Origin of the sequence: Oricola thermophila (assembly GCF_013358405.1) — a bacterium.
Taxonomy (GTDB): Bacteria; Pseudomonadota; Alphaproteobacteria; order Rhizobiales; family Rhizobiaceae; genus Oricola; species Oricola thermophila.
Genome location: NZ_CP054836.1, coordinates 710,622 through 735,705 on the forward strand (window position 1 = coordinate 710,622; position 25,084 = coordinate 735,705).

Sequence of the window (25,084 nt, forward strand, 5' to 3'; positions counted from 1 at the left end):
ATTTTTCGGCCTGTCCGCGTAGGTGCGGCCACTTGCATGCGTGTCACTTGTCGAGGCGCGGGCAATCGGCCCGTGCGCGCTTGGCCGAAAGGATAGACCATGACACGCATTCTCCTTCTGCTCGCCGCCGGGCTGGTGCTGCTCGGCATCGCCGCAATTCCCGCATCGGCGGCGACGCCGGCGATCGCCACCACCGACGTCAACATGCGCGCGGGGCCGGCGACTGCCTATCCCGTCGTGACCGTCATTCCGCGTGGAGCGCGCGTTGTCACGCATGGCTGCGTGGCCGATTTCAGCTGGTGCGACGTGGCCTGGGCCGGCAAGCGCGGCTGGGTTCATGCGCGCTACGTGCAGATCGTCTGGCGAGGCGCGCCCGTGGTCGTGACGCCGGCAGTCGCGGCGCAGGCCGGTGTCGTCGTCGTCACCTACGACCGCGCATACTGGGATACCTGGTATGTCGGCTATCCCTGGTACGGTCGCTGGACCTACTATCCGCCCCATGTCGCGCCGCGCGTGACATCGCACAGCCGGACGGTCGATTGCGGCAACGGAAGCTGCACGGCGATCCGCTCCACCACCGGCATCCATGGCGGCTCCTCGACGCATGTTCGCAGCTGTGCGAATGGCGAGTGCACGGCTACGCGTACCGCGGTCGGTCCCCATGGCGGAACCGCGACACGCACGCGAAACTGCAGCCGCGCGGATGCGTCGTGCACGGTTAGTCGCACACGTTCCGGTGGTGGAACCGTATCGCGAACGCGCGTCTGGTCGCGTTAAGGGGTCAGGCTTCCGGTCGGATTGTCCGTCCGTCGGCGGCGAGCATCCGCGCGAACCCGTCGAGATCAGAGGGCCTGGAAAACCGGTATCCCTGAGCGATCGTTATGCCCAGTTCCTTCATGCAGGCGATGTCGCGTTCGCTCTCGATCCCCTCGGCGACCACGCGAATGTCCAGGGTCTGCGCGATATCGACCACGATCTGCAGGAACCTGCGCGAAACGTCGTCGCCGCGGGCTGCGGCCTGGAGGATCGACTTGTCGAACTTGACCTCGTTGAAGGCCCCTTCGCGCAGCAGCTCGAAATTCGAAGCGCCGGTGCCGAAGTCGTCCAGCGACATCTCGAAGCCGGCCATGCCGAGCCGCGCGATCACCTCGAGCAGGCGGGTCGCGTCGCGCGGGAGCCTGGCCTCCGTCAGTTCGATGGTGATACGGCCGGGTTCGATGCCGTGGCGTTTCACCGCGGCCTTGATCCGGGGCAGCAGGTCGCCTCGTTCCAGGACGCGTGCGTCGATGTTGAAGGAGACGTTCTTGTCCCAGCCGGTCCGGCTTTCTAGCGCCTTCATGTCGGCGCACAGCACGTCGAACATCGATACGGCCAGTTCGACGCGCGGGGCGACGGCTTCCTGGCCGGCCAGCAGCGCCTCGGGGCCGTATAGCGTGCCGTCCGGCGCGCGGCAGCGCAGCAGCGCTTCCGCCCCGACCACGCTTTCATCGCGTATGTCGATCTGCGGCTGATAGTGAAGCAGCGGCACGAGGCCGGATTGGCCGGCCGGGTGCGCGGGCGTAAACTCCGTCTTCTCCTTCGGGCGTTCCGCCTGCGCCCGCCGGATGATGTCCCGCAGCCGGTCGGCGGCGACCGGCTTGGCAAGGGTGCCGAGGATCTTGAGGCCCTGCTTCCCGGCGATGTGACGCGCCGAGGAAAGGATGGTCTGGCTGCCGCCGCTCAACAGCACGATGCCGCCGTCGAAGCGGGCCTCGGCCAGGGCGCGCAGCAAGGCGAGGCCGTCGATGCCGGGCATGTTGAGATCGAGCAGCACGAGATCGTAGGGCGGATCGGCCTTGACGATCGCGTCGAGCGCGCCGGCTCCCTCGGAGCGACAGTCGATGTCGTCGAAGCCGAGGGAACACAATGTTCTCTCGGCGCCGGCACAATCGGTATCGTTGTCGAGAATAAGGGTATGCAATTCCGCGCGTTCCGGTTGGTGCCCCATTGTCGTAGACGGCAAGAGCGAACAAAAGCTTACCCCGCCCGGGCGGCATTGTCTTGGCCGACGCAAGGTGGCAATTAAAGCGCGATGGCTAAGCAGGACGACAGGCGGGGCAGGCCCGCTCCCAGGCGCAGGCGCCGCCGCAAGGAGGCGCGGCCCGCCGAGTTGATCGAGGCGGGGCTGGCGGAGTTCGCCGAGAAGGGCTACGCGGCGACGCGAATGGAGGACATCGCCGCGCGCGCGGATGTGGTGAAGGGTACCATCTATCTCTATTTCGAGAGCAAGGAGGCCCTGTTCAAGGAGGCCATCCGGTCGCGCATCGAGCCGGCCATCGCCGACATGCAGGGAATGGTGGACACGTTCCCCGGCGACACGGAAGATCTGCTCCGGCTCGTTTTCGGGGTCCTGTACGACAAGCTGGTGCGCGGCGATGCCCGCGAGATCATCCGCATCCTGATTGCCGAGGGGCCGCGCTTTCCCGACGTCGTGGAATATTACCATGCCAACACGGTGAAGTTCGGGAAGGGGATGTTGACCACCATCCTGAAGCGGGGCGTGGAGCGCGGCGAGTTCCGCCCCGACCTGCCGGTGGACCAGCCGATCGCCATCGTCGCTCCGGCCATCGCAGCTGCCATCTGGCGCCTGACCTTCGATCCCCACGATCCGCTGGACGTCGAGGCCTATGCTAAGGCGCATGTCGACATTATTCTCAACGGCCTGCGTGCCCGCCCGGCACCGGGGGCGGGGGACGCGGAGTGACGTGGACGCCGTTGCAGTGCCGTGCGTCGCTGCGCCATGGCGGGAGGGGCGACTGGATATGACCGACGATTCAGCAAGGAACCGGTGGAAGCGCGATGCGGAGGCCTTCTACGAGGCGCTCGTGGAGGCGCACGAGGGGCTGACCCTCGAGCAGTGCGTCCGCATGGATGCCCTGCTGATCATGATCCTGGCAGAGAAGATCGGCGATCCCGACGTGCTGAAGGCCGCTCTCGCAGCCGCGCGCAGGGGCGCGAAATAGCCCGGCCGCCTGCCTGTCCCGAAAAGGCTAAAAAATGGGCAGTTTCAGGCGCCGCCTACAAAATATGCATAATTCCGGCTCCTTGCCGCTTTGACGTGCATGGGCAGCATTTATTCCGATTTCCGAATATTGGTTTAGATTGCGTGCGTAATAGCCTGATTGAAAACAACTAATCCAATCCGGTTCCCCGGGGTTTCCTCGGTTGGCACGGCGATTGCTGCTCCCCCAGCGTCACCAACGTGAGGAACCACCGATGAAACCCATTCGCAACACAATAGCGGGCATCGCTGCCGGCGCCGCAATGACGGCGAGCGCGCTGATGTCCCCGGCACAGGCGCAGGAAGAAACGATCAAGATCGGCGTCCTGCACTCCCTGTCCGGCACGATGGCCATCTCGGAGACGACGCTCAAGGATGTCATGCTCATGCTCATCGACGAGCAGAACAAGAAGGGTGGCGTTCTCGGCAAGAAACTCGAGGCCGTTGTCGTCGACCCGGCTTCCGACTGGCCGCTCTTTGCCGAAAAGGCGCGCGAGCTGATAACCGGCGACGGTGTCGATGTCGTGTTCGGCTGCTGGACCTCGGTGTCCCGCAAGTCGGTCCTGCCCGTCTTCGAGGAGCTGAACTCGATCCTCTTCTATCCCGTCCAGTACGAGGGCGAGGAGAGCCAGCGCAACGTCTTCTACACCGGCGCCGCGCCGAACCAGCAGGCCATACCCGCCGTCGACTACCTCATGAACGAGGAAGGCGTCGAGCGCTGGGTCCTGGCCGGCACCGACTACGTCTATCCGCGCACGACCAACAAGATCCTCGAAGCCTATCTCAAGGACAAGGGCGTTGCCGAGGAAGACATCATGATCAACTACACGCCGTTCGGTCATTCAGACTGGCAGACGATCGTGGCAGACATCAAGGCCTTCGGCTCGGCGGGCAAGAAGACCGCCGTGGTCTCGACCATCAACGGCGACGCCAACGTTCCGTTCTACAAGGAACTGGGCAACCAGGGCATCGAGGCTTCCGACATCCCGGTCGTCGCCTTCTCGGTCGGCGAGGAAGAGCTTGCCGGTCTCGACACCACGCCGCTGGTCGGCCATCTCGCCGCCTGGAACTACTTCCAGTCCGTCGAGACCGAGGCCAATGCCGAGTTCATCGCCGCCTGGAAGGCGCGCATGGGCGAGGACCGCGTGACCAACGACCCGATGGAAGCCCACTATATCGGCTTCAACATGTGGGTTAAGGCGGTCGAGAAGGCCGGCACCACCGATCCCGACGCCGTCATCGACGCGCTGCCGGGCATCGAGGCGCCGAACCTGACCGGCGGCATCTCCACCATGCTGCCAAACCACCACATCACCAAGCCGGTGCTGATCGGCGAGATCCAGGACGACGGCCAGTTCGAGGTCGTGTGGGAGACCGAGGATCTCGTGCCGGGCGATGCCTGGTCCGACTTCCTGCCGGAATCCAAGCCGCTCAAGTCCGACTGGGTCGACCTGAAATGCGGCAACTACAACACCGAGACCGAAGAGTGCCTGGGGTCCGCCTCCTGACACCCTGGAATCCGGGGAAGCCGGCTTGCCGGCTTCCCCTCGCTCCGAACTCCCACCCGGAAAGATTTTTGACCAGGCCATGCGGCTGATCCATCTCCTTACGGGCCTCCTGGCCCTCCTGCTGGCGGCGAGCGGTCCCGTCCATGCCGACGATGCGGCCCTGCGCGAGACGATCGCGAAATTCGCCGAAGCGAAGAAGTTCAAGGACACCGAGGCGATCGTCGAGGAAATTGCCGGGCTCGGCGATCCCGCCGCCGCGCCTGCGCTCGATGCCCTGTCCCGGGGGCTCCTGCAGGTGCGCGAGAGCGACGGCGCGGTCTTCGTCGTGCGCGGTTCCGACCTGCTCGATCCCGTTTCGCTGGAACCTGCCGGCATTGCCGGTGAAGGGCTGCGCAAGGTGAAGATCAAGAATTCGATCCGCCGCCAGATCGCGGACGCGATTTCCGGCCTGACGCTGAGGGCGAATGATCCCGCCGTGCGCATGCAGGCCGCTGAAACCCTGTTTTCACGGCCCGATCCGGACATGATCGAAACCCTTGATGCGGTGATCGCCGGGGAGGCCGTGGCCGACGTCCGGACCGCCTTTGTCGAAGCCCGTGCCGCCGCCGTGCTGCAATCGGATTTGCCGGAGGCCGACAGGCTGGAAGCCGTCGCCGTGCTGCGGGACCGCGGCGGACGTGACGTGCTCGCGGTGCTGGCCGCGGCCGCCGACGGCGAGGACGCGGTGGCGAAGGCCGCCGCAAGCGCCGTCGCCGCCGTGGAGAAGTCGCTCGCCTTCTGGTCCGCCGGCCAGAATGTCTGGTACGGCATCTCGCTCGGCTCCGTCCTTCTGCTCGCCGCCATCGGCCTCGCCATCACCTTCGGCGTGATGGGCGTCATCAACATGGCCCATGGCGAGATGGTGATGCTCGGCGCCTACACGACATTCGTGGTGCAGGAATTCATCCGCACCTCCGCGCCCGGCCTGTTCGACTGGTCGCTCGCCATCGCCCTGCCGCTCGCTTTCCTCGTCTCGGGCACGGCCGGTCTCGTGATGGAGCGCGGCATCATCCGCTACCTCTACGGACGGCCGCTGGAAACGCTGCTTGCGACCTGGGGTGTGTCGCTGATCCTCCAGCAGGCCGTCCGGTCCGTGTTCGGGCCGACCAACCGGGAAGTCGGCAACCCGTCATGGATGTCCGGCTCCTTCGAGGTCGGCGAGATGCTGATTACCACCAACCGGCTGTGGATCGTTGTCTTCTCCCTGGTCGTCTTCGCCATACTGCTGGTTGTGCTCAAGCGCACCCGCTTCGGCCTGCAGATGCGCGCGGTGACGCAGAACCGGGCGATGGCCTCCTCCATGGGCATCGCCACGCCCTGGGTGGATGCCTTCACCTTCGCGCTCGGCTCGGGCATTGCCGGCATTGCGGGCGTGGCGCTCAGCCAGATCGACAATGTCTCGCCCAATCTCGGACAGGGCTACATCATCGACTCCTTCATGGTCGTCGTGTTCGGGGGCGTCGGCAATCTGTGGGGCACCCTGGTCGGGGCACTGACGCTCGGCGTCGCCAACAAGTTTCTCGAGCCCTATGCCGGGGCGGTGCTGGCGAAGATACTGATCCTCGTCTTCATCATCCTGTTCATCCAGAAACGCCCGCGCGGCCTGTTCGCGCTCAAGGGGAGGTCGGTCGAGGCATGATCACCGGTTTCCTTTTCCGCGCGCTCGATCGCAAGGCCATCTGGGTGGCGCTGGCGCTGCTCGCCGTCGCCGTCCTCGTCCCGCTGTCGAACCTGGTGCTGCCGGTTTCGCATCCGCTGCACGTGCCGACGCACATCATGGCGCTCGCCGGCAAGTATCTCACCTACGCCATGCTGGCGCTGGCGCTCGATCTCGTCTGGGGCTATTGCGGCATCCTCTCGCTCGGCCACGGCGCCTTTTTCGCGCTCGGCGGCTATGCCATGGGCATGTACCTTATGCGCCAGATCGGCACGCGCGGCGTCTACGGCCACCCGGTCCTGCCGGATTTCATGGTGTTCCTGAACTGGAAGGAGCTGCCCTGGTACTGGTACGGCTTCGACCAGTTCTGGTTCGCCGCGCTGATGGTGCTGCTGGTGCCCGGCGCGCTCGCCTTCGTCTTCGGCTGGTTCGCCTTCCGCAGCCGTGTCTCCGGCGTCTACCTGTCGATCATCACCCAGGCGCTGACCTACGCGCTGCTGCTCGCCTTCTTCCGCAACGAGATGGGCTTCGGCGGAAACAACGGCCTGACGGACTTCAAGGACATTCTCGGCCATTCCGTGCAGGCGCAGGAGACCCGCGCCGCGCTGTTCGCCGCCACGGCGATCGCGCTCGCCATCGCCTTCGTCATCTGCTCTGGCATCGTCAATTCGCGCTTCGGCAAGGTGCTGGTCTGCGTGCGCGATGCCGAGAGCCGCACCCGCTTCATCGGCTACCGGGTCGAGCACATCAAGCTATTCGCCTTCGTCGTCTCGGCGATGATGGCGGGCGTCGCCGGTGCGCTCTACGTGCCGCAGGTCGGCATCATCAATCCCGGCGAATTCGCCCCGGCCAATTCCATCGAGGTGGTGATCTGGACGGCCGTCGGCGGGCGCGGCACGCTGGTCGGACCGATCATCGGCGCCATCGCCGTCAATGGCGGCAAGAGCTACTTCACCGCCGCCTTCCCGGAAATCTGGCTGTTCGCGCTGGGCGCGCTGTTCGTCGCAACGACGCTGTTCCTGCCGAAGGGTATCGTCGGGCTGTTTTCCGCCGGTTTCACGCGGCTGCGCGCGCGCCGGAAGGAGGCCGACCGGATCGAGGAAACCCTTCCGGCCGAAGTGGAGGCTGCCGAATGACCGACAGGCTGACGCAATCGCTACTCTATCTCGACGGTGTCTCCGTCTCCTTCGACGGCTTCAGGGCGATCAACGACCTGTCCTTCACCGTCGAACACGGGGAGATGCGCGCCATCATCGGCCCCAACGGCGCCGGCAAGACCACGATGATGGACATCATTACCGGCAAGACGCGGCCCGACGAGGGGACCGTGCTGTTCGAGGGCACGGTGGACCTGACCCGCCACGACGAGTCGGACATCGCGCGGCTCGGCATCGGCCGCAAGTTCCAGAAGCCGACCGTGTTCGAGAGCCACACGGTCGAGGACAACCTGGAACTGGCGCTCAAGCGCGATCACGGCATCCTGTCGACGCTGTTTTCCGACACGTCTGCCGAACAGAAGGCGCGCATCGACGCGATCCTCGACACGATCCGCCTCGGCCATCGCCGCGCCGACCTCGCCGCCGATCTGTCGCACGGCCAGAAGCAGTGGCTGGAGATCGGAATGCTGCTGGCGCAGGACCCGAAGCTGCTGCTGGTCGATGAGCCGGTGGCCGGCATGACCGACGCCGAGACGGTGGAGACCGCGCGGCTGCTGCGCGAAATCGCCGGCGAGAAGGCGGTCGTCGTCGTGGAGCACGACATGACCTTCATCCGCGATCTCGACGTCAAGGTGACGGTGCTGGCCGAGGGATCCGTGCTGGCGGAGGGGTCGCTCGACCATGTCAGCGCCGACGAGCGCGTGATCGAAAGCTATCTGGGGCGATGACCGGAATGATCGTTCATACCATCCGGCGGGGGCCGGGCGAAGTCGTCGGCAGGGCATGTGCCGGCGGCTTCGCGACCGAATTCCTTTGGGAGGCAGTCTCGTCATGACCGCGTTGACCGTTTCCGATGTCGACCTGTTCTACGGCGCAGCGCAGGCGCTGCGCGGCGTATCGGCGAGGGCCGAGTCCGGAAAGATCACCTGCATCCTCGGGCGCAACGGCGTCGGAAAGTCGTCGCTGCTGCGGGCGGTGACCGGGCACCTGCCGATCCGCAAGGGCGAGATCGCGCTGGACGGCGAGGCGCTTGCGGGCGCGCCGCATGCGCGGGCGGGCAGGGGGCTTGCCTATGTCCCCCAGGGCCGCGAGATCTTCCCGCTCCTGACCGTGAAGGAAAACCTCGAGACCGGCTATGCGCGGCTGCCGCGAAAGGAGCGCACCGTGCCGGAAGACGTGTTCGAGCTGTTCCCGGTGCTGAAATCCATGCTGTCGCGGCGCGGCGGCGACCTGTCGGGCGGCCAGCAGCAGCAACTCGCCATCGGCCGCGCGCTGGTCACGCGGCCCCGCGTTCTCGTCCTCGACGAGCCGACCGAGGGCATCCAGCCCTCGATCATCAAGGATATCGGTCGCGCGCTGCAATATCTGCGCGACGAGAAGGGCATTTCCATCCTGCTGGTCGAGCAGTATCTCGATTTCTGCCGCGAGCTTGCCGACAGGGTTTACATCATGGATCGTGGCGAGATCGTGCACGAGGGGTCTGCCGAAAGCCTCGACGACCCGGCCGTGCGGAAGCACCTGACGGTGTAGGCGGGCACGTTTTCGTTCCCGTGCGTTGGACATGGTTGTTTCCATGAATTTTCAGAAAAAGTCATCAGGTGATTGAAATCCCAAGAAAACGCCTTCGCTTTTCCCGCGGGTGACGGCCGGGTTTGTCCACCGTTCCCGCCACGCATCTATCCTTGTTCCGGCCGCATGGTGCGGCTTGGGAGACGGACGATGCAGTTCGACTGGGCACTGGCGATGGAGAGAAACCGCAGGGACCTGCAGCGCATCCTGCGCGAGCTCTTCGCGCTCGCCGGGCTGGATTTCGGGACGGCACCCGCGCCGACCGGTTCCACTGCCGCCCCCGAGGCCGCCGCCGGCTCGTTCGCCCTTCCGTCGGTCCTCCCGGCGACCCTGCCGCGCTACGCCGTTCTCCACATCCGCCGCATCCTGCGCTCCGCCGAGGCCGCGGTGCGAAGGCTGATCGTGATTGCCGCGCGGGACATCGAGGTCCGGATCCGCCATGCGCCTGCCTTGAAGCGGAAGGGCGGTGAGGAGCCGGTCGCCGCGCCAGCGGCGAGCCGACGATCCAGTGAATCGTCGGCAGGCTCCGAACGCCGGGGAGCTGCGGTACGCAGCGGGGTCCCCGGCCGCCGAGTCGCCGCGCCAGCGGCGATCCGACGATCCGGCGAAGCGCCGGCAGGATCCGAACGGGCGGGAGGTGCCGGAGGCAGCGGACCCCGCCCCGGCCATGGAGCCACCCCCGTCACCGTCACCATCCGCCCCGAGCCGCCGCTGCCGGAAAAACCGCTTTCCGGTGCCCCGCAGCTCGTCCGCGTGCCGGTGAACCTTGGGCTGGCCAATCTCCGCATCATCCCCGACCCCGAACCGGAGGAAGAGGAGGACGCGGACGGGCCGGTGCCGCTGGGCACCATCCCGGCCTTTTCCCTCATCGACCCGCGCAAGCGCTTCGATTTCACCCGTCCCCGCCGCCGCTACGGCAGATCCCGTCCGCGCATCCGCCTGCTGGGGGACAACCCGTTTCCGGTCTACATTCGCCACCCGCCATCGCCGGAACCCGACCTGCGCCTGCCGGGCGATGCCGTTCCCGCCGTCACCCTGCTGCGCCGCCTGGTCTCGGCGCGCATGGCGCTGGACAACATCGACCGCGAGGCCCGGCGCCTTGCCCGTCACGAGGCGCGCCGCCGCCACCGTCCCATAGACAGCCGGAAGGTCATCTACACCGCCATGCGCCCCGGCCCGCCGCCGGGATACCGCAAGCGAAACGTCCACGACATCGACGAGGTCCTGAAGGAATGCCAGCGCCTCGCCTTCTGGGCCACGAAGGACGACCCGTAGCGAAACGAAAGGGGGAAATGTCGACCCGGCCTCCGATGGGACGCGCGGGCGACCGCGCGCGTCCATGCACCTGTTTCTGCCGCGATGCCGGCGTCTCCCCTTGACCTTCCAGTGACTGGAAGCCCTATCTGCGGCCTGCCACGACTGGAAGGTTCGAGAAATGGATCACCACCACGATCACGCCGGCACCTGCTGCGGCGGCCATGAGGCGGAGAAGGCCGTGCCGGACGGCGCCACCGCCATCGATCCCGTCTGCGGGATGACGGTGAAGCTCAACGCCGGCAAGCCGTCGCTGACATACAGGGGCGAGGCGTATCACTTCTGCAATCCGAAGTGCCACGACCGCTTCGAGGCCGACCCGTATTTCTTCCTTTCCGGCAACAGCAAGAGGAAGAAGAAGGCCGAGCCGAAGAACGCGCTCTATACCTGCCCGATGGACCCGGAGATCGTGCAGGAGGGCCCGGGAACCTGCCCGATCTGCGGCATGGCGCTGGAGCCGATGAGCGGCGTTTCCGACGAGCCGAACCACGAGCTGATCGATTTCACCCGCAGGCTGTGGGTCAGCGCCGGCGCCGCCATCCCGCTGATGATCCTGACCATGGGGCCGATGGCCGGCCTGCCGGTGCGCGAATGGATCGGCGAGCGGATCGCGCTGTATCTCGAGTTCCTGCTGGCCACGCCCGTCGTGCTGTGGGCGGCGGCCCCGTTCTTCCAGCGCGGCTGGACCTCGCTGCAGACCCGCAACTTCAACATGTGGACGCTGATCATGCTCGGCGTCGCGGCGGCCTATGCCTATTCGGTGGTCGCCACCTTCCTGCCGGGCCTGTTCCCGGAATCCATGCGCACGGGCGGCCATGTGCCGGTCTATTTCGAGGCGTCGGTCGTCATCATCGCGCTGGTCTTCGTCGGCCAGGTGCTGGAACTGCGCGCCCGCGAACGGACCGGCGACGCCATCAGGGCGCTGCTCGATCTGGCGCCGAAGACGGCGCGGCGCATCACGCCGGACGGCGACGAGTATGACGCGCCGCTGGAAAACATGATCGAGGGCGACCGGATGCGGGTGCGCCCCGGCGAAAGCGTGCCCGTCGATGCCGTGGTCCTCGAAGGCCGTTCCTCGGTCGACGAGAGCATGCTGACCGGCGAGCCGCTGCCGGTCGAGAAATCGCAGGGCGATACCGTCACCGGCGGGACGCTCAACGGGAACGGCACGCTGGTCATCGAGGCGGTGAAGGTCGGCGAGGACACGATGCTGGCCCGTATCGTCGAGATGGTCGCCTCGGCGCAAAGGTCGCGCGCACCGATCCAGGGGCTGGCCGACCGGGTGGCTTCGTATTTCGTGCCGGCGGTCGTCGCCGTCGCGGTCATGGCCTTCATTGCATGGATGGTCTGGGGCCCCGATCCGGCCTTCGTCTTCGCCATCGTCTCGGCCGTGTCCGTTCTCATCATCGCGTGCCCCTGCGCGCTGGGCCTTGCCACGCCGATGTCGGTCATGACGGCGACCGGGCGCGGCGCGCAGGCGGGCGTCCTCGTCCGCGAGGCCGGCGCGCTGGAACGGATGGCGAAGGTCGACACGCTGGTCGTCGACAAGACCGGCACGCTCACCGAGGGCAGGCCGGAACTGGCCGACGTGATCGCGCTTGGCCGCCGCTCCGGGGACACGGTGCTCGGCCTCGCTGCCGCGCTGGAGAAGGGATCGGAACACCCGCTCGCCGGGGCGATCGTCGCCGGGGCGGAGGCGCGAGGCGTGAAGACCGGTTCGGCCTCCGGCTTCGAGTCGGTGACCGGCAAGGGCGTGAAGGGCAGGGTCGGCGGAAAGGCGGTGGCCCTCGGCAACGGCGCGATGATGCAGGCAGAGGGCATCGACACGTCGGCGGCGGAGGAACGGGCCGACGCGCTGCGCGGCGAGGGAAAGACCGTGATGTTCGTCGCCGTCGACGGCAAGCTTGCCGGCATGGTGGCCGTGGCCGATCCGGTCAAGCAATCGACGGCCGGCGCGATCGAGGCGCTGCATGGCGAGGGCCTGCGCATCATCATGGCGACCGGCGACAACGGGCGCACCGCCAATGCCGTCGCCACGCAGCTCGGCATCGACGAGGTGCGCGCCGGCGTGCTGCCGGAGGACAAGAAGGCGCTGGTCGACGAGCTGCACGCGCAGGGCCGCAGCGTCGCCATGGCCGGCGACGGCATCAACGACGCGCCGGCGCTGGCCGCGGCCGATGTCGGCATCGCCATGGGCACCGGCGCCGACGTGGCGATGGAGAGCGCCGGCATCACCCTGCTGAAGGGCGACCTGCAGGGCATCGTCAAGGCGCGCCGGCTGGCCCGCGCGACGCTCGCCAACATCCGGCAGAACCTGTTCTGGGCATTCGCCTACAACGCCGTCGGCGTTCCGGTTGCCGCGGGCATCCTCTATCCTTTGACCGGCACGCTGCTGTCGCCGATGATCGCCGCGGCGGCGATGAGCCTGTCGTCGGTGTCGGTGATTTCCAACGCGCTGCGCCTGCGCTCGCTGAAACTTTAGGGGAGGGCGCCATGAACATCGGAACGGCTTCCGAGATGGCCGGCCTGCCGGCCAAGACGATCCGCTACTACGAGGAGATCGGGCTGGTCACGCCAACCCGGTCGGCGAACGGCTATCGCGACTATTCCGAGAGCGACGTGCACCGGCTGCGCTTCCTGCAGCGCTCGCGCAGCCTCGGCTTCACCATCGACGAGTGCCGGCACCTGCTGTCGCTCTATGACGACAAGAACCGGGCGAGCGCCGACGTCAAGGCGATGGCCCTGGAGAAGGTGGCGGAGATCGACCGCAAGATCGCCGAGCTGCAATCGCTGCGCGACACGCTGGCGAATCTCGCGCGGCACTGCCACGGCGACGACCGGCCGGACTGCCCGATCATCGACGATCTCGCGGGCGGTTCCTGAATTCGTTCCACGCGGCTATATGGGTTCGCGAGCGACTCACGGACAGGGAGTGCGGCCCGGTCGTCGTGCCCGTCGCGCGCATTGTCCGGCCACAGGGAGAGGTGCGTCATGAAACGTTCGACCGTCAACGAGATCATCCGGGAGAGCGAAGCCTTCATCCGGTCCTTCGGATACGTGCTGCCGCCTTTCGCCTACTGGTCGCCGGCGGAACTGAAGGCTCGCGTGGCGGATGACAGCGCGCGCATCCGCGATCACCGGCTGGGCTGGGACATCACCGATTACGGCCAGGGCCGCTTCGAGGAACTCGGCCTGTTCCTATTCACCGTGCGCAACGGCTCGCTCGCCAATGTCGAGCGGGGCCGGGGCATGCTCTATGCCGAGAAGATCATGATCTCCGGCGAGAACCAGATATCGCCGATGCACCGGCACAACCTGAAGACCGAAGACATCATCAACAAGGGCGGGGGCACCCTGGTGCTGGAGCTCTTCAAGGCGGATGCCGACGGCTCCATCAGCGAGGATGCGGAGGTCCGGGTGCTGACCGACGGGACGGTCCGGACCCTGCCGGCGGGCGGGCATCTGAAACTCGCGCCGGGGGAAAGCGTCACGCTGGAGCCCGATACATGGCATGCCTTCTGGGGCGAGGGCGGCAGCGTTCTGATCGGAGAGGTGTCCAACGTCAATGACGACCTGACCGACAACATCTTCCGGGAGCCGATCGGCCGCTTCTCCCGGATCGAGGAGGACGCGGAACCGCTCCATCTCCTCGTCTCCGACTACGATGCATGGCTGAAATGACAATTCCGACCCTCGGCGGCATGGCCGCCTCGGGTTGCGGTGCAGCAACGAATGGCGGTTGACGGGAAGGGACCCGTATCGCATCTTGCCGCGATACATAGGGAAAACACTATGAATCTTGAGCAGTTTTTCGCCGACCGTCTTTCCAGCTTGCGCGAGGACGGCAACTACCGCGTTTTTGCGGATCTTGAACGCCATGCGGGTGAGTTTCCGAAGGCGACGCGCTACCGCGAGGACGGGTCGACCCAGGACGTGACGGTTTGGTGCTCGAACGACTATCTGGGCATGGGCCAGAACGACAAGGTCGTTGCGGCCATGCACGAGGCGATCGACAAGTGCGGCACGGGGGCGGGCGGCACCCGCAACATCTCCGGCACCAACCACTACCACGTGAAGCTGGAGCGCGAGCTTGCCGACCTGCACGGCAAGGAGGCGGCGCTGATCTTCACGTCGGGCTATGTCTCCAACTGGGCGGCGCTGGGCACGCTGGCCTCGAAGGTTCCGGGCATGATCGTCTATTCGGACGCGCTCAACCATGCCTCGATGATCGAGGGCATCCGCCATGCGCGCTGCGAGAAGCGGATCTTCAGGCACAATGACTGGCGCGATCTCGACCGCCTGATGGCGGCCGACGACCCGGCGGCGCCGAAGCTGGTGGCCTTCGAGAGCGTCTACTCGATGGATGGCGACATCGCGCCGATCGCCGAGATCTGCGACGTCGCCGACAAGTACAACGCGATGACCTATCTCGACGAGGTTCACGCGGTGGGCATGTACGGGCCGCGCGGCGGCGGTGTCGCGGAGCGCGAGGGCCTGATGGACCGGCTCACGGTGATCGAGGGGACGCTGGGCAAGGCCTTCGGGGTGATGGGTGGCTACATCACGGGCACCCGCAACCTGATCGACTTCGTGCGGTCCTTCGCATCGGGCTTCATCTTCACCACGGCGCTGCCGCCGGCATTGGCTGCGGGCGCGACGGCGTCGATCCGGCATCTCAAGCAGAGCGCGGCGGAACGGGCTGCGCACCAGGCCAATGTGGCGCGGGTGCGCGCGGCGCTGGACCGGCAGGGTATCCCGCACATGCCGAACCCGAGCCACATCGTTCCGGTGATGGTGGGGGATGCGAAGAAGTGCAAGTGGCTCTCCGACATCCTGCTGGACCAGTACGGGATCTATGTGCAGCCGATCAACTATCCGACGGTTCCGGTGAAGACGGAACGGCTGCGCATCACGCCGACGCCGCTGCACACCGAGGCGGACATCGACCATCTTGCCTCCGCACTCAGCGACCTGTGGTCGCAATGCGCGCTGGCAAGGGCCGTGGCCTGAACGCCTATTCGGCAGGCTGGTTCGCGAGGGGCGGGCGCGGACCTGAAGGCACTTCCCTTCCGCGATCGACCAGCCAGTCGGTAACGCCGGCCGCAAGCCACATGCAGAACAGCGTGATCCAGGCGGTCATGGCGAAGACGGAGGCGCCGGTGACGCCGGCGCCGACGGCGCAGCCGCCGGCAAGCATTCCGCCGAAGCCCATCATGGACGCGCCCAGCAGGTAGCGCCGCATCGAGCGCCCGTCGTGAAACCCCTGCAATTCCAGCTGTCCCGTCAGCCACGCGGCAATGAAGGCGCCGATGAAAACGCCGGGCACGAGGCCGACGTCGAAGTCCATCATCGAGCCGGGCGGGGTGAGGAACAGCATCAGCGTGTCGGCCGAAGGCCCGGTGAAGGTGAGCGAATTCATGGTGATCGGCTCGAATGCGATGCCGCGCATGACATGGGTGAACAGCCATGCCGCGGGTATGGCGAGGCCGACCAGGAAGGCGGCGGTGGCCCGCCAGGCATCGACCTTCTGTCGCGTGGCGACGATGACGGACAGGATGAGGGCGATGCCGGCTGCCGTAGCCGCCTTTACGGTGTCGAGGCCGGTCATGGCGAGCAGGTCGTTCCCGCCGGTCGAGACCGTGGTCAGAGGGCGGGCGAGCGCCTCGCGCGCCGGCGACAGGAAGCCGCGAAGGCTTGCCTGGGCAACGACGGCAAAGACGAGGCCGGACAGGAGCGCCCGCAGGTTCCCCGTTGCAGAAAGGACGAGGAGGCGGCTGGCGCAGCCGCGCGCCAGTATCATGCCGCTGCCGAAGAGCAGGCCGCCGATCGCCGCGCCGGACAGGCTCTGCGGCGAAGCGATCTGGCGGGCCTCGCTCGTTGTCAGCATGCCAATGGCATCGAGCAGCTGCGTGCCGAACATGGCCGAGGTGAAGACGAGCAGCCACACCGATGTCTTCTCGCCGATCCGTCCGCGCGAGAACTCGACGGTGGCGGCGCGGAGACAGAAGCGGCTCTGCTGGGCAAAGGCGCCGAACAGCGCGCCGATCACGGCACCGCCCAGGACAAGCGTCCACGCTTCTCCGATGCGGTCGACGATGGCGACAAGGGCGTTCGTCAGCATGTCCATTGGTATCCCCCTTGCGCCATGATGGCCGCAATTCGGGATGCATGACGTTGACCTTGATCAAGCATCCTCTCATATATTTGAATACGAATATGCTTCGACCGGGGGAGGAACCCAATGAACATCAAGAGTCCGACGCGCCGCGAGGCGATGGCGCTGTTCGGTGCCGCTGCGTCCATGCCGCTGCTTCCGGGCCTCGCATCGCGCGCTGTTGCCGAAGTGTCCCTGGGAGAGAAGTCGGTCACGACGGTGAGCGACGGCAACCTCGTCTTGCCGCTCGATTTCGCGTTTCCCGACGTGCCGGAGGCCGAGCTGAAGGCGCTTCTCGAGACGGCGGGCCTGTCCACCGACGCGCTGGAACCGGACTGCAATGTCACGGTGCTCAGGGACGGCGACCGCGTCGTCCTGTTCGACGTCGGAGCGGGACCGAACTTCATGCCGAGCGCGGGAAGGATCCTCGACAACATCGATGCTGCCGGCGTCGCCCCCGAGGAGGTGACCGACGTGCTCTTCACCCATGCGCACCCCGATCACATCTGGGGTCTGCTGGACGATTTCGACGAGTTCGTGTTCCCGGAGGCAAACTACTACATCAACCGGGTCGAATGGGACTTCTGGCGGGCGGACGACACGCTGGAAAAGATGCCCGAAGCACGCAAGAGCTTCGTCGTCGGCGCGCAGAACCGGCTCGCGGCCCTCGAGGACATGATCCAGCTATTCAACTGGGGCGACGAGGTGCTGCCGGGCATCGAGGCGATCGACACGCACGGCCATACACCGGGACATACTTCCTTCGCCATCCACGAGGGCAGCGACAGCGTGACAGTCATCGGCGATGCCGCGACCAGTTCCGTCGTGTCCTTCGCGCATCCCGAGTGGCCGTCGGGGTCGGACCAGGATGCCGGGGAGGGGATCGCGACCCGCACCCGGCTGCTCGACCGGCTTGCGCAGGAGCAGACCCGATTTGTCGGGTTCCACCTGCCCGAGGGCGGCATCGGCCGTGTCGAGAAGGCCGGATCGGCCTATCGCTTCGTGGCCGACGGCTGAGGCTACTCGGCCGGCTGGCCAGAATGACGGTGCCGGCGCAGGAAGGCGGTGGCCGATCCCTCGAGCAGGTAGGCCAGGCCCATGCGCGCGCCGAAGGCGATGGACAGCATCGCGATCGGCGACGACACCGCCATCACGGAGGCGGCGCTGACACCCTGTCCGATGGTGCAACCGAGCGCGAACACGCCGCCGGTGCCCATGAGAAAGGCGCCGAGCAGGTGGCGGCTCAGCTCTCGTGCGTCGTCGCAAGCTTCCCAGCGCATGTCCTTCGATCGCCAGGCGCTGATCGTCGCCCCGATGAGCACTCCGGCAGCGAGGCCGACGCCATAGTCGGGCAGGGTGCCGGTTACAGTTATGATCTGCAGCATCGCGTCGCCGAGCGGCATCACGAAGGATCCTGCCTCGATCTGCACGGGGTGGAACAGTTGTCCGGAAAAGTGGGAAGTCACGGCCCAGCCCGCGGCAATCGCCGCGCCGATCACCGTACCGGAAATCACCTTTCCGCGATCGCGCCGAAACTCGGCGCTTCGAAAGATCCAGATGAACAGGCCTGCCGCGATCAGGACGGCAAGGGGAAGGGCGATGTCGAAGCCGAACAGGTTCGACAGCAGCGCGCCGGCAGACTGGCCGCCGAAGGGACCGAGATCGAGCGAGAAGGGATCGAGGATTGCCGCGCGCACGTGACCGGTCAGACCGCGCTGGGCGGCCAGCGCGGCCAGGGCGATACCGGTGAGTACCACCAGCGCACGCATGCTGCCGCCGCCGAAACGGATGATGGCGCCGAAACCGCAGGTTCCGACCAGTGCCATGCCGACGCCAAACATCACGCCGCCGATGATCGTGCCGATAACGGAAAGCGGCTCGGTCAGGTAGAAGCTGTCGGATATGTCGATCCAGCCCAGCGCCCGCATGACCTGGGTCAGCGACAGCGCAACCGCCGCGGCGAGTACCCAGGCGCGCAGACCGGTGCTGTCGCCGGCATACCAGTGGCGTTCCAGGGCGGACATCGTGCAGAAATGATAGCGGCGTGCGACGAATCCCATGACCGATCCGATCACGACGCCCGCAAGTGCCAGCGACCAGGCGCTTTCCAACAGGTTCATGGCGTTTCCTCCCGCGCATCCGGCGGCGCTATGCCTGCGAGCCTGCCGCGTTCAGTTCCGCTTGGCAAGCACGGCTTCAAAATGTTCCTACACGAGGAGACTACCGGTTTCGCACCGGGCCGCAGAAGAGCTCGTAGAGTCTCTCGACAACGGCCGAGACTTCGTCCCCGGCCACGCTGTAATAGATCATCCGTCCTTCCCGGCGAGTCTTCACCAGCCGGTCGAAACGCAGTCGCGCGAGCTGCTGCGACACGGCAGCCTGCGGCATCGAGAGGATCTCCTCCAGTTCGGATACCGACTTTTCACCCTCCGAAAGGATGCAAAGGATCAGAAGGCGCGTTTCATGCGAAAGGGCCTTGAGCAGATCGCTTGCCTCGCGCGCCTGCTTCATGAGGGCCGCCGCATCGCTGGCTTCCATGTCCGGGTTGAATTTCGGTAGCGGCATGAATCTTGTCCGATTTTCAATTTCGCGTCACATATATATCCGCAGCTTGGCGGATTCGAAACAGGATTATCCCGCTTCCTTCGCTTCCAGCTTCCTGAGCATTTCGTCGAGAAGAAACCAGAAAAACTCGTCTCCCTGGTAGCCGCGCATGCGGCCGATTTCCTGTCCGTTCTCGACCAGCACGAATGTCGGCGTGAACCGTTCGACACGGATGTTCGAGAGGTCTTCGGGAATCGGCTTGTTGATATCAACCCGGCGAAGTGGCGCGATCCTGCCCTCGTCCGTATTGGGATAGGCGGGGCCGATCTCCTCGTTCCATCGCTTGCACCAGGCGCATCCGGCCTGCTCGAACATGACAAGTTCGGCCGAAAGGGCAGGCGTGCCGGCCAGGAGCGCGGCAAGCGCGGCGTAGAGGAGTCTTGCGAAGGGTCTGGCCATCTCTGTTTTCACGGTTCCGGGACTTGATTTCTATCTATATATAGCATTGTGTGCATATTTTACAGCCCGCTTGCATGATCGGGCTGACGACACGGGAGGATCTGTGTGTTTGACATCGGCTTTGGCGCCGCGTTTCTTGCCGGCCTTCTTTCATTCGTATCACCCTGCGTGCTGCCCATCGTGCCGCCCTATCTCGCCTATCTCGCGGGCGTGTCATTTTCCGAACTGCAGTCGTCGGACATGGAGCGCGACCGTGCGCGCCGGATAATCCTGTCGGCGGTTGCATTCGTGCTTGGCTTTTCCACAGTGTTCGTCGCGCTCGGCGCCACCGCCAGTGCCATCGGACAGGCTATAGCGCAATATTTCAATGCCCTGTCGGTTATCGCGGGGATCATCATTCTCGTGATGGGGCTGCACTTCCTCGGCCTGTTCCGGATAGCAATGCTGTACCGCGAGGCGCGCGTCGACGTACAGAAAAAACCCGCCGGGCTGGTCGGTGCCTATATCATCGGCCTCGCCTTCGCCTTCGGATGGACGCCCTGTGTCGGGCCGGTGCTCGCGGCGATCCTGTTCATCGCCGGCGCGGAGGACACGGCGTTGCGCGGAGCGGGCCTGCTGGCGGTATACTCGCTCGGCATCGGCCTGCCCTTCATCGCCGCGGCCGCATTCGCGAGCCGGTTCATCGGCTGGGCCAACCGGTTCAAGCAGCACATGGACAAGGTGGAAAAGGCGATGGGTGCGCTACTTGTACTGACAGGCATTCTGTTCATGACAGGGCAGATGTCGCGGATTGCCCAGTGGCTGCTGGACACCTTCCCGGCATTTGCCACCATCGGCTAGGAGGAGCGGTATGAAACGTATGATCGCATTTGCTGGTGTGCTGTTGCTGGCGCTTGCCGGCCCGGCTGCGGCCGCCGAGATCGGAGATGACGGCCTGCACAAGGAGGACTGGTTCTCCATTACATTCAAGGATGTTGCCGAGGACATCGAGACGGCAGCGGACGAGGGCAAGAGGCTTGTGCTGATCTTCGAGCAGCGCGGCTGTATCTACTGCCGTGCGATGCACGAACAGATTCTGTCCGATCCCGAAGTGTCGGATTTCATCAAGGCCAATTTCAAGGTCGTGCAGTACAACATGTTCGGCGACGAGGAGGTGACCGATCTTGACGGCGACGTGTTGACGGAGAAGACAGCGGCACGCAAATGGGGATATGTATTCACGCCCACTATCGTCTTCCTGCCGGAAGAGGCGCCCGAGGGTGTTTCCGTTGCGGAGGCGGCCGTGGCCACGATGCCGGGCGCGTTCGGGAAGTGGACCTTCCTGAACATGTTCCGCTGGGTGCATGAGAAAGGTTACGAGGGTGACGAGCATTTCCAGAAGTACCATGCCCGGATCATCAACGAGTTGCGCGAGGCCGGCCGCCTGGATGCCGAATGAGGTTCGAGCAGGCGCGACAAAAGTATTCAAAAAATCATATTTGTGCATTGAATGATGGCACGCATTTGGGTAGTTTGGCGGAAAGGGGCGACCTGCCTGCTCAAGGTTGCCGGGAAGACTGGGTGCCTTTGGAGGAGTGCTCGCTTGGAGGAGGAACGATTGCCTATGGTATTCAAGACACGGACTTGGCTCGCGACCGGGGTTGCCATCATGGCGTCCTCGGCGGTCGCTTTCGGCGAAATGGCGCCGGGCGATGTCAAGATTATGGACATGAAGGTCAGCGGGTCGCTTACCGGCGTGCCGGGTGATCCGGCCGAGGGCCGCAAGGTTTTCGCCGACCGCAAGCTCGGAAACTGCCTGGCCTGTCATGCGGTCAGCGATCAAAGCGATCAGCAGTTCCATGGAGAGGTGGGGCCCGAGCTGGACGGAGTGGCGGATCGCTGGTCGGTCGACGAATTGCGCGCGATCGTGGTCAACTCGAAGGCGATCTTCTCCGAGCAGACGATCATGCCGGGCTTCTACACGCTCGATGTCGGCATCAACGTTCGCAAGGACCTGGTGGGCAAGACCATTCTGACCGCCCAGCAGGTCGAGGATGTCGTCGCGTATCTCGCGACGCTGAAGGAATGATCCTTTAGGAAGGAGAACAGGGAATGACACTTACACGGCGTTCGATGCTCACCTTGTCGGTGGGCGCAGCCATTGGCGCTGTCGCCGGCATGCGTACGAGCCCGGCCCTGGCTACCGCGGAAGATGCGATGGCCAAGGTCAAGGAGTTTGCGGGCGGTGCCGAGCCCGCGACAGGCACGATCACGTTGAACGCGCCGGAGATCGCGGAAAACGGCAACACCGTACCGGTTTCGGTGTCGGTTGAGAGCCCGATGACCGAGGACGACTACGTCGAATCGGTTGCCATTTTCGCGGACGGCAATCCCAGCCCGGATGTGATCACCTTCAATTTCACCCCGATGAGCGGCGAGGCCTCGGCAACGACGCGCATGCGGCTTGCCAAGACCCAGAACGTGATTGCGGTTGCGAAAACCAGCACGGGGCAGGTCTTCATGGACAAGAAGGAAGTCAAGGTGACCATCGGCGGCTGCGGCGGCTGATCGTAATCGGAGGTTAGAGAAGAAATGGCATCGGTTAAACCACGCGTCAAAGTGCCGAAGTCCGCTTCTGCGGGCGAGGTCATCACGATCAAGACCCTGATCAGCCATCCGATGGAGTCGGGCCAGCGCAAGGATAGCGACGGAAACCCCATCCCGCGGCAGATCATCAACAAGTTCACCTGCGAGTTCAACGGTCAGGTGGTGTTCTCCTGCGACATCGAGCCGGCCGTATCCGCGAATCCGTATCTGGAATTCACGGCCAAGGTGAACGAGGCGGGCACGTTCAAGTTCACCTGGGTGGATGATGACGGGTCCGTTTACACGGAAGAGAAGGAAATCGCGCTGAACTGAGGCGCTCGGCCTGCGCGGGAGGGCAGGCCGTTCGACCCTTTCCGGGAGGAAGCACTTTGATGAAGAAAATTCTTGTCACTACGGCCGCTATCGCGTTGGCCGGCGCCTGCAGCGCCACCGCGTTCGCCGGCGGACCCGTCGATGAGCAGCTTGTCATTGACGGTGAAATCGAAATGACAACCCGCACTGCGCCACCGGAGGGGCATCCGCTCGATGAACTGATTTCCGGCTGGCACTATCGAACCAAGGAAACGCGGGAACTCGAGGCGGATACGTTCGAGAATCCGGCCATGCTTTACGTGGAGCAGGGCGAGGAGATCTGGAACACCGTGGAAGGCACGGAAGGAAAATCCTGCGCGAGCTGCCACGGAGATGCCTCGGAATCCATGGCGGGTGTCGGCGCTCACTATCCGAAATGGGATGCCGAGGCGGGCCGGCCCATCAATATCGAGTTGCAGATCAACAAGTGCCGCGAGGAGCGGATGGGTGCCGAACCCTACGCGTTCGACAAGGGCGGCCAGAAGCCGCTCACGGCCTACATCAAGCACCAGTCGCTTGGCGAGCCGATGTCGATCGACCTGGCCGAGGGCGACATGCAGAGCTGGTGGGAGCGGGGCAAGGAGATGTACTATACCCGCACCGGGCAGCTCAACCTTTCCTGCGCCAACTGCCACGAGGATCACAATGGCGAGTACATCCGCGCCGACCATCTCAGCCAGGGGCAGGTCAACGGTTTCCCGACCTATCGTCTCAAGCAGGCGTCGCTGGTGTCGCTGCACAACCGTTTCCGCGGTTGCATCCGCGATACGCGGGCGGAATATCCCGCGGCCTTCTCGGATGAGTTGATGGCACTGGAGGTCTACGTGACCTGGCGCGGAACCGGGCTTTCGGTCGAAACGCCGGCAGTCCGCCAGTAGGCGACTGCCCATTGAACGACCGGGGCGAAGCGTCCCGGTCATCGAAAATGTTCTTTAGGCATGGCTGCCGGTCGTTTCTGCCGGGCGGAATGTCTTTGTCTTGTCTGGAGCTGGACTGGAATGTTCTCACGTCGCGAATTCTTGATGGCATCTGTCGCAGCGGCCGCCGTGGCCGGTCCCGGGCTCGTCGGAAGCTGGTCCCGCGCGATGGCGCAGCAGGCGATCTCGGAGGATGACCTGCTGTCGTTCGACGCGACCGGCAATGTCACGCTCGTGCACATCACGGACATACACGCCCAGCTCAAGCCGCTCTACTTCCGCGAGCCGTCGATCAATCTCGGCGTCGGCGAGGTGACCGGATTGCCGCCGCATGTCACCGGCAAGGACTTTCTCGAGCTCTACAATATCGAGCCCGGCACACCCCATGCCTATGCCCTGACGTCGGAGGATTTCGTCTCGCTGGCGAGGACATACGGCATGATGGGCGGGCTGGATCGCTGCGCAACGGTCATCAAGAGCATCCGTGCCGAGCGCGGCGACGACAATGTGCTGCTGCTCGACGGCGGGGACACCTGGCAGGGTTCCTACACTTCGCTCAAGACCGAGGGCGCGGATATGGTCGAGGTCATGAACGCCCTCAAGCCGGATGCCATGACAGGCCACTGGGAGTTCACCTATGGCGCCGACCGGGTCACGGAACTGGTCGACAGCCTGCCCTTCGCGTTCCTCGGCGGCAACATCTATGATGCCGAGTGGAACGAGCCGGCCTTCGAGGCCTACCGGATCTTCGACAAGGGCGGCGTGCGTGTCGCCGTCATCGGCCAGGCCTTCCCCTACACGCCGATTGCCAATCCGCGCTGGATGTTCCCGAACTGGTCCTTCGGAATTCGCGAGGAGGATGTGGTCGCCAATGTGGCGGCGGCTCGCGAGGAAGGGGCCGACGTGGTCGTTCTTCTTTCTCACAACGGTTTCGACGTGGACCGGAAGCTCGCCTCACGGGTCGACGGCATCGACGTGATCCTGACCGGCCATACGCACGACGCGCTGCCGGAGCCGGTAATCGTGAACGACACGCTTGTTATCGCCTCGGGCTCCAACGGCAAGTTCATCAGCCGTGTCGATCTCGACGTGCGCGACGGTGCGGTGCAGGGCTACAAGTACAAGCTGATACCGATCTTCTCCGATGTCATCACGCCGGATGCCGAGGTCTCTGCCCTTATCGACAAGGTGCGCGAACCCTACGAGGCGGAACTGTCCCGGGTCTTGGGAAAGACGGACTCGCTGCTCTACAGGCGCGGCAACTTCAACGGCACCTTCGACGACCTGATCTGCGATGCGCTGATCTCCGAGCGGGATGCCGATATCGCCCTGTCTCCGGGATTCCGCTGGGGCACCAGCCTGCTGCCGGGCCAGTCGATAACGGTGGAAGACCTGCACAACGCGACGTCGATGACCTATCCGTCCGCCTATCGCTCGATGATGACGGGTTCGACGCTCAAGGACATCATCGAGGATGTCGCTGACAACCTGTTCAATACCGATCCCTACTATCAGCAGGGCGGCGACATGGTGCGGGTCGGCGGCATGGGCTACCGGATCAACGTGCACGAGCGGATGGGCTCGCGCATATCCGACATGACGCTGCTGAAGACCGGCGAGCCGATCGAGGCCGACAAGGAGTATGCAGTTGCGGGCTGGGCGTCGGTCAACGAGGGCACCGAGGGGCCGGCCATCTGGGATGTCGTCGAGAGCTACCTGGCGAAAAACCCGGTCGTGCAGCTGAAGGAAAACACCTCGGTCATCGTCGACGCCTGATTCATGGAAGATA

General features: G+C 65.0%; 26 protein-coding genes. 21 read left to right on the forward strand and 5 right to left on the reverse strand.

What is annotated here, in order from left to right; translation table 11 throughout:
* The first annotated feature begins 99 nt into the window (after window positions 1–99).
* Window positions 100–777: an SH3 domain-containing protein gene (locus tag HTY61_RS03280; protein WP_175275457.1), complete on the forward strand. Its 678-nt coding sequence runs from the start codon at window positions 100–102 to the stop codon at window positions 775–777.
* A gap of 4 nt (window positions 778–781) precedes the next feature.
* On the opposite strand, the gene HTY61_RS03285 is transcribed toward HTY61_RS03280, so the two are convergent.
* Window positions 782–1,960 (reverse strand): EAL domain-containing response regulator, encoded by a 1,179-nt coding sequence (locus HTY61_RS03285; protein WP_175275458.1) that lies wholly within the window; start codon window positions 1,958–1,960, stop codon window positions 782–784.
* Window positions 1,961–2,071: 111 nt separating this feature from the next.
* Here HTY61_RS03285 and HTY61_RS03290 point away from each other — a divergent pair, with 111 nt between their 5' ends.
* From HTY61_RS03290 to hemA, 12 genes are all read left to right on the forward strand, one after another.
* On the forward strand, window positions 2,072–2,743 hold the full coding sequence (locus HTY61_RS03290; RefSeq protein ID WP_175275459.1) for a TetR/AcrR family transcriptional regulator: 672 nt from the start codon (window positions 2,072–2,074) through the stop codon (window positions 2,741–2,743).
* Window positions 2,744–2,801: 58 nt separating this feature from the next.
* On the forward strand, window positions 2,802–3,002 hold the full coding sequence (locus HTY61_RS03295) for a DUF2783 domain-containing protein (RefSeq protein WP_175275460.1): 201 nt from the start codon (window positions 2,802–2,804) through the stop codon (window positions 3,000–3,002).
* Between the two features lie 301 nt (window positions 3,003–3,303).
* Window positions 3,304–4,548: an urea ABC transporter substrate-binding protein gene (urtA, locus tag HTY61_RS03300; RefSeq protein WP_246272998.1), complete on the forward strand. Its 1,245-nt coding sequence runs from the start codon at window positions 3,304–3,306 to the stop codon at window positions 4,546–4,548.
* A 79-nt stretch (window positions 4,549–4,627) separates the two neighbouring features.
* Window positions 4,628–6,226, forward strand: a complete 1,599-nt coding sequence (gene urtB, locus HTY61_RS03305; protein ID WP_175275462.1) for an urea ABC transporter permease subunit UrtB — start codon at window positions 4,628–4,630, stop codon at window positions 6,224–6,226.
* Window positions 6,223–7,380: an urea ABC transporter permease subunit UrtC gene (gene urtC / locus HTY61_RS03310; protein ID WP_175275463.1), complete on the forward strand. Its 1,158-nt coding sequence runs from the start codon at window positions 6,223–6,225 to the stop codon at window positions 7,378–7,380. The genes urtB and urtC overlap by 4 nt, the downstream gene beginning before the upstream one ends.
* Window positions 7,377–8,129, forward strand: a complete 753-nt coding sequence (gene urtD, locus HTY61_RS03315) for an urea ABC transporter ATP-binding protein UrtD (protein ID WP_175275464.1) — start codon at window positions 7,377–7,379, stop codon at window positions 8,127–8,129. The genes urtC and urtD overlap by 4 nt, the downstream gene beginning before the upstream one ends.
* A gap of 103 nt (window positions 8,130–8,232) precedes the next feature.
* A complete protein-coding gene (urtE, locus tag HTY61_RS03320; RefSeq protein WP_175275465.1) occupies window positions 8,233–8,931 on the forward strand; it encodes an urea ABC transporter ATP-binding subunit UrtE in 699 nt (232 codons plus the stop codon).
* Window positions 8,932–9,120: 189 nt separating this feature from the next.
* On the forward strand, window positions 9,121–10,245 hold the full coding sequence (locus tag HTY61_RS03325) for a hypothetical protein (protein ID WP_175275466.1): 1,125 nt from the start codon (window positions 9,121–9,123) through the stop codon (window positions 10,243–10,245).
* Between the two features lie 160 nt (window positions 10,246–10,405).
* Complete coding sequence (locus HTY61_RS03330; RefSeq protein WP_175275467.1) at window positions 10,406–12,766, forward strand: heavy metal translocating P-type ATPase; 2,361 nt, start codon at window positions 10,406–10,408, stop codon at window positions 12,764–12,766.
* An 11-nt stretch (window positions 12,767–12,777) separates the two neighbouring features.
* Window positions 12,778–13,167, forward strand: a complete 390-nt coding sequence (cueR, locus tag HTY61_RS03335) for a Cu(I)-responsive transcriptional regulator (protein WP_175275468.1) — start codon at window positions 12,778–12,780, stop codon at window positions 13,165–13,167.
* A gap of 108 nt (window positions 13,168–13,275) precedes the next feature.
* Window positions 13,276–13,965: a D-lyxose/D-mannose family sugar isomerase gene (locus tag HTY61_RS03340; RefSeq protein ID WP_175275469.1), complete on the forward strand. Its 690-nt coding sequence runs from the start codon at window positions 13,276–13,278 to the stop codon at window positions 13,963–13,965.
* A 111-nt stretch (window positions 13,966–14,076) separates the two neighbouring features.
* Window positions 14,077–15,294 (forward strand): 5-aminolevulinate synthase, encoded by a 1,218-nt coding sequence (gene hemA, locus HTY61_RS03345; RefSeq protein WP_175275470.1) that lies wholly within the window; start codon window positions 14,077–14,079, stop codon window positions 15,292–15,294.
* 4 nt (window positions 15,295–15,298) lie between these two features.
* Here the strand turns inward: hemA and HTY61_RS03350 are convergent, their stop codons facing one another.
* Window positions 15,299–16,411: a YeeE/YedE family protein gene (locus HTY61_RS03350; RefSeq protein WP_175275471.1), complete on the reverse strand. Its 1,113-nt coding sequence runs from the start codon at window positions 16,409–16,411 to the stop codon at window positions 15,299–15,301.
* A 114-nt stretch (window positions 16,412–16,525) separates the two neighbouring features.
* On the opposite strand from HTY61_RS03350, the gene HTY61_RS03355 reads away from it, so the two are divergent.
* Window positions 16,526–17,455: an MBL fold metallo-hydrolase gene (locus tag HTY61_RS03355; protein ID WP_175275472.1), complete on the forward strand. Its 930-nt coding sequence runs from the start codon at window positions 16,526–16,528 to the stop codon at window positions 17,453–17,455.
* Window positions 17,456–17,457: 2 nt separating this feature from the next.
* Here the strand turns inward: HTY61_RS03355 and HTY61_RS03360 are convergent, their stop codons facing one another.
* From HTY61_RS03360 to HTY61_RS03370, 3 genes are all read right to left on the reverse strand, one after another.
* Window positions 17,458–18,558 carry a YeeE/YedE family protein gene (locus HTY61_RS03360; protein ID WP_175275473.1) on the reverse strand — a complete coding sequence of 367 codons (1,101 nt, stop codon included), beginning with the start codon at window positions 18,556–18,558 and terminating at the stop codon, window positions 17,458–17,460.
* Window positions 18,559–18,658: 100 nt separating this feature from the next.
* On the reverse strand, window positions 18,659–19,003 hold the full coding sequence (locus tag HTY61_RS03365) for an ArsR/SmtB family transcription factor (RefSeq protein ID WP_175275474.1): 345 nt from the start codon (window positions 19,001–19,003) through the stop codon (window positions 18,659–18,661).
* Between the two features lie 66 nt (window positions 19,004–19,069).
* The gene (locus HTY61_RS03370; protein ID WP_175275475.1) at window positions 19,070–19,441 is read right to left on the reverse strand and encodes a thioredoxin fold domain-containing protein; all 372 of its coding nucleotides are present in this window, start codon (window positions 19,439–19,441) and stop codon (window positions 19,070–19,072) included.
* A 105-nt stretch (window positions 19,442–19,546) separates the two neighbouring features.
* Here HTY61_RS03370 and HTY61_RS03375 point away from each other — a divergent pair, with 105 nt between their 5' ends.
* The 7 genes from HTY61_RS03375 (at window position 19,547) to soxB (ending at window position 25,071) form a co-directional block, all read left to right on the forward strand.
* Window positions 19,547–20,281: a cytochrome c biogenesis CcdA family protein gene (locus HTY61_RS03375; protein ID WP_175275476.1), complete on the forward strand. Its 735-nt coding sequence runs from the start codon at window positions 19,547–19,549 to the stop codon at window positions 20,279–20,281.
* A 19-nt stretch (window positions 20,282–20,300) separates the two neighbouring features.
* Window positions 20,301–20,879, forward strand: coding sequence for a SoxW family protein (locus HTY61_RS03380; protein ID WP_428978288.1), 579 nt, complete (start codon window positions 20,301–20,303; stop codon window positions 20,877–20,879).
* Between the two features lie 165 nt (window positions 20,880–21,044).
* Window positions 21,045–21,509: a sulfur oxidation c-type cytochrome SoxX gene (soxX, locus tag HTY61_RS03385; RefSeq protein WP_175275478.1), complete on the forward strand. Its 465-nt coding sequence runs from the start codon at window positions 21,045–21,047 to the stop codon at window positions 21,507–21,509.
* Between the two features lie 23 nt (window positions 21,510–21,532).
* Window positions 21,533–21,988 carry a thiosulfate oxidation carrier protein SoxY gene (gene soxY, locus HTY61_RS03390; RefSeq protein ID WP_175275479.1) on the forward strand — a complete coding sequence of 152 codons (456 nt, stop codon included), beginning with the start codon at window positions 21,533–21,535 and terminating at the stop codon, window positions 21,986–21,988.
* Between the two features lie 24 nt (window positions 21,989–22,012).
* Entirely contained in the window at window positions 22,013–22,339 is a 327-nt protein-coding gene (soxZ, locus tag HTY61_RS03395) for a thiosulfate oxidation carrier complex protein SoxZ (RefSeq protein WP_175275480.1), read from the forward strand.
* A gap of 59 nt (window positions 22,340–22,398) precedes the next feature.
* Window positions 22,399–23,256, forward strand: a complete 858-nt coding sequence (gene soxA, locus HTY61_RS03400; protein ID WP_175275481.1) for a sulfur oxidation c-type cytochrome SoxA — start codon at window positions 22,399–22,401, stop codon at window positions 23,254–23,256.
* A gap of 120 nt (window positions 23,257–23,376) precedes the next feature.
* Window positions 23,377–25,071, forward strand: a complete 1,695-nt coding sequence (gene soxB, locus HTY61_RS03405; protein ID WP_175275482.1) for a thiosulfohydrolase SoxB — start codon at window positions 23,377–23,379, stop codon at window positions 25,069–25,071.
* Window positions 25,072–25,084: the final 13 nt, after the last annotated feature.

Coding starts and splice junctions, on each gene's coding strand:
- soxB (WP_175275482.1), top strand. CDS start 23,377: ATGTTCTCACGTCGCGAATTCTTGATGGCATCTGTCGCAGCGGCCGCC.
- HTY61_RS03290 (WP_175275459.1), top strand. CDS start 2,072: ATGGCTAAGCAGGACGACAGGCGGGGCAGGCCCGCTCCCAGGCGCAGG.
- urtC (WP_175275463.1), top strand. CDS start 6,223: ATGATCACCGGTTTCCTTTTCCGCGCGCTCGATCGCAAGGCCATCTGG.
- HTY61_RS03325 (WP_175275466.1), top strand. CDS start 9,121: ATGCAGTTCGACTGGGCACTGGCGATGGAGAGAAACCGCAGGGACCTG.
- soxZ (WP_175275480.1), top strand. CDS start 22,013: ATGGCATCGGTTAAACCACGCGTCAAAGTGCCGAAGTCCGCTTCTGCG.
- HTY61_RS03340 (WP_175275469.1), top strand. CDS start 13,276: ATGAAACGTTCGACCGTCAACGAGATCATCCGGGAGAGCGAAGCCTTC.
- HTY61_RS03330 (WP_175275467.1), top strand. CDS start 10,406: ATGGATCACCACCACGATCACGCCGGCACCTGCTGCGGCGGCCATGAG.
- soxY (WP_175275479.1), top strand. CDS start 21,533: ATGACACTTACACGGCGTTCGATGCTCACCTTGTCGGTGGGCGCAGCC.
- urtE (WP_175275465.1), top strand. CDS start 8,233: ATGACCGCGTTGACCGTTTCCGATGTCGACCTGTTCTACGGCGCAGCG.
- urtA (WP_246272998.1), top strand. CDS start 3,304: ATGACGGCGAGCGCGCTGATGTCCCCGGCACAGGCGCAGGAAGAAACG.
- HTY61_RS03360 (WP_175275473.1), bottom strand. CDS start 18,558: ATGAACCTGTTGGAAAGCGCCTGGTCGCTGGCACTTGCGGGCGTCGTG.
- HTY61_RS03280 (WP_175275457.1), top strand. CDS start 100: ATGACACGCATTCTCCTTCTGCTCGCCGCCGGGCTGGTGCTGCTCGGC.
- HTY61_RS03350 (WP_175275471.1), bottom strand. CDS start 16,411: ATGGACATGCTGACGAACGCCCTTGTCGCCATCGTCGACCGCATCGGA.
- urtB (WP_175275462.1), top strand. CDS start 4,628: ATGCGGCTGATCCATCTCCTTACGGGCCTCCTGGCCCTCCTGCTGGCG.
- HTY61_RS03380 (WP_428978288.1), top strand. CDS start 20,301: ATGATCGCATTTGCTGGTGTGCTGTTGCTGGCGCTTGCCGGCCCGGCT.
- soxX (WP_175275478.1), top strand. CDS start 21,045: ATGGTATTCAAGACACGGACTTGGCTCGCGACCGGGGTTGCCATCATG.
- HTY61_RS03355 (WP_175275472.1), top strand. CDS start 16,526: ATGAACATCAAGAGTCCGACGCGCCGCGAGGCGATGGCGCTGTTCGGT.
- urtD (WP_175275464.1), top strand. CDS start 7,377: ATGACCGACAGGCTGACGCAATCGCTACTCTATCTCGACGGTGTCTCC.
- hemA (WP_175275470.1), top strand. CDS start 14,077: ATGAATCTTGAGCAGTTTTTCGCCGACCGTCTTTCCAGCTTGCGCGAG.
- HTY61_RS03370 (WP_175275475.1), bottom strand. CDS start 19,441: ATGGCCAGACCCTTCGCAAGACTCCTCTACGCCGCGCTTGCCGCGCTC.
- HTY61_RS03295 (WP_175275460.1), top strand. CDS start 2,802: ATGACCGACGATTCAGCAAGGAACCGGTGGAAGCGCGATGCGGAGGCC.
- cueR (WP_175275468.1), top strand. CDS start 12,778: ATGAACATCGGAACGGCTTCCGAGATGGCCGGCCTGCCGGCCAAGACG.
- soxA (WP_175275481.1), top strand. CDS start 22,399: ATGAAGAAAATTCTTGTCACTACGGCCGCTATCGCGTTGGCCGGCGCC.
- HTY61_RS03365 (WP_175275474.1), bottom strand. CDS start 19,003: ATGCCGCTACCGAAATTCAACCCGGACATGGAAGCCAGCGATGCGGCG.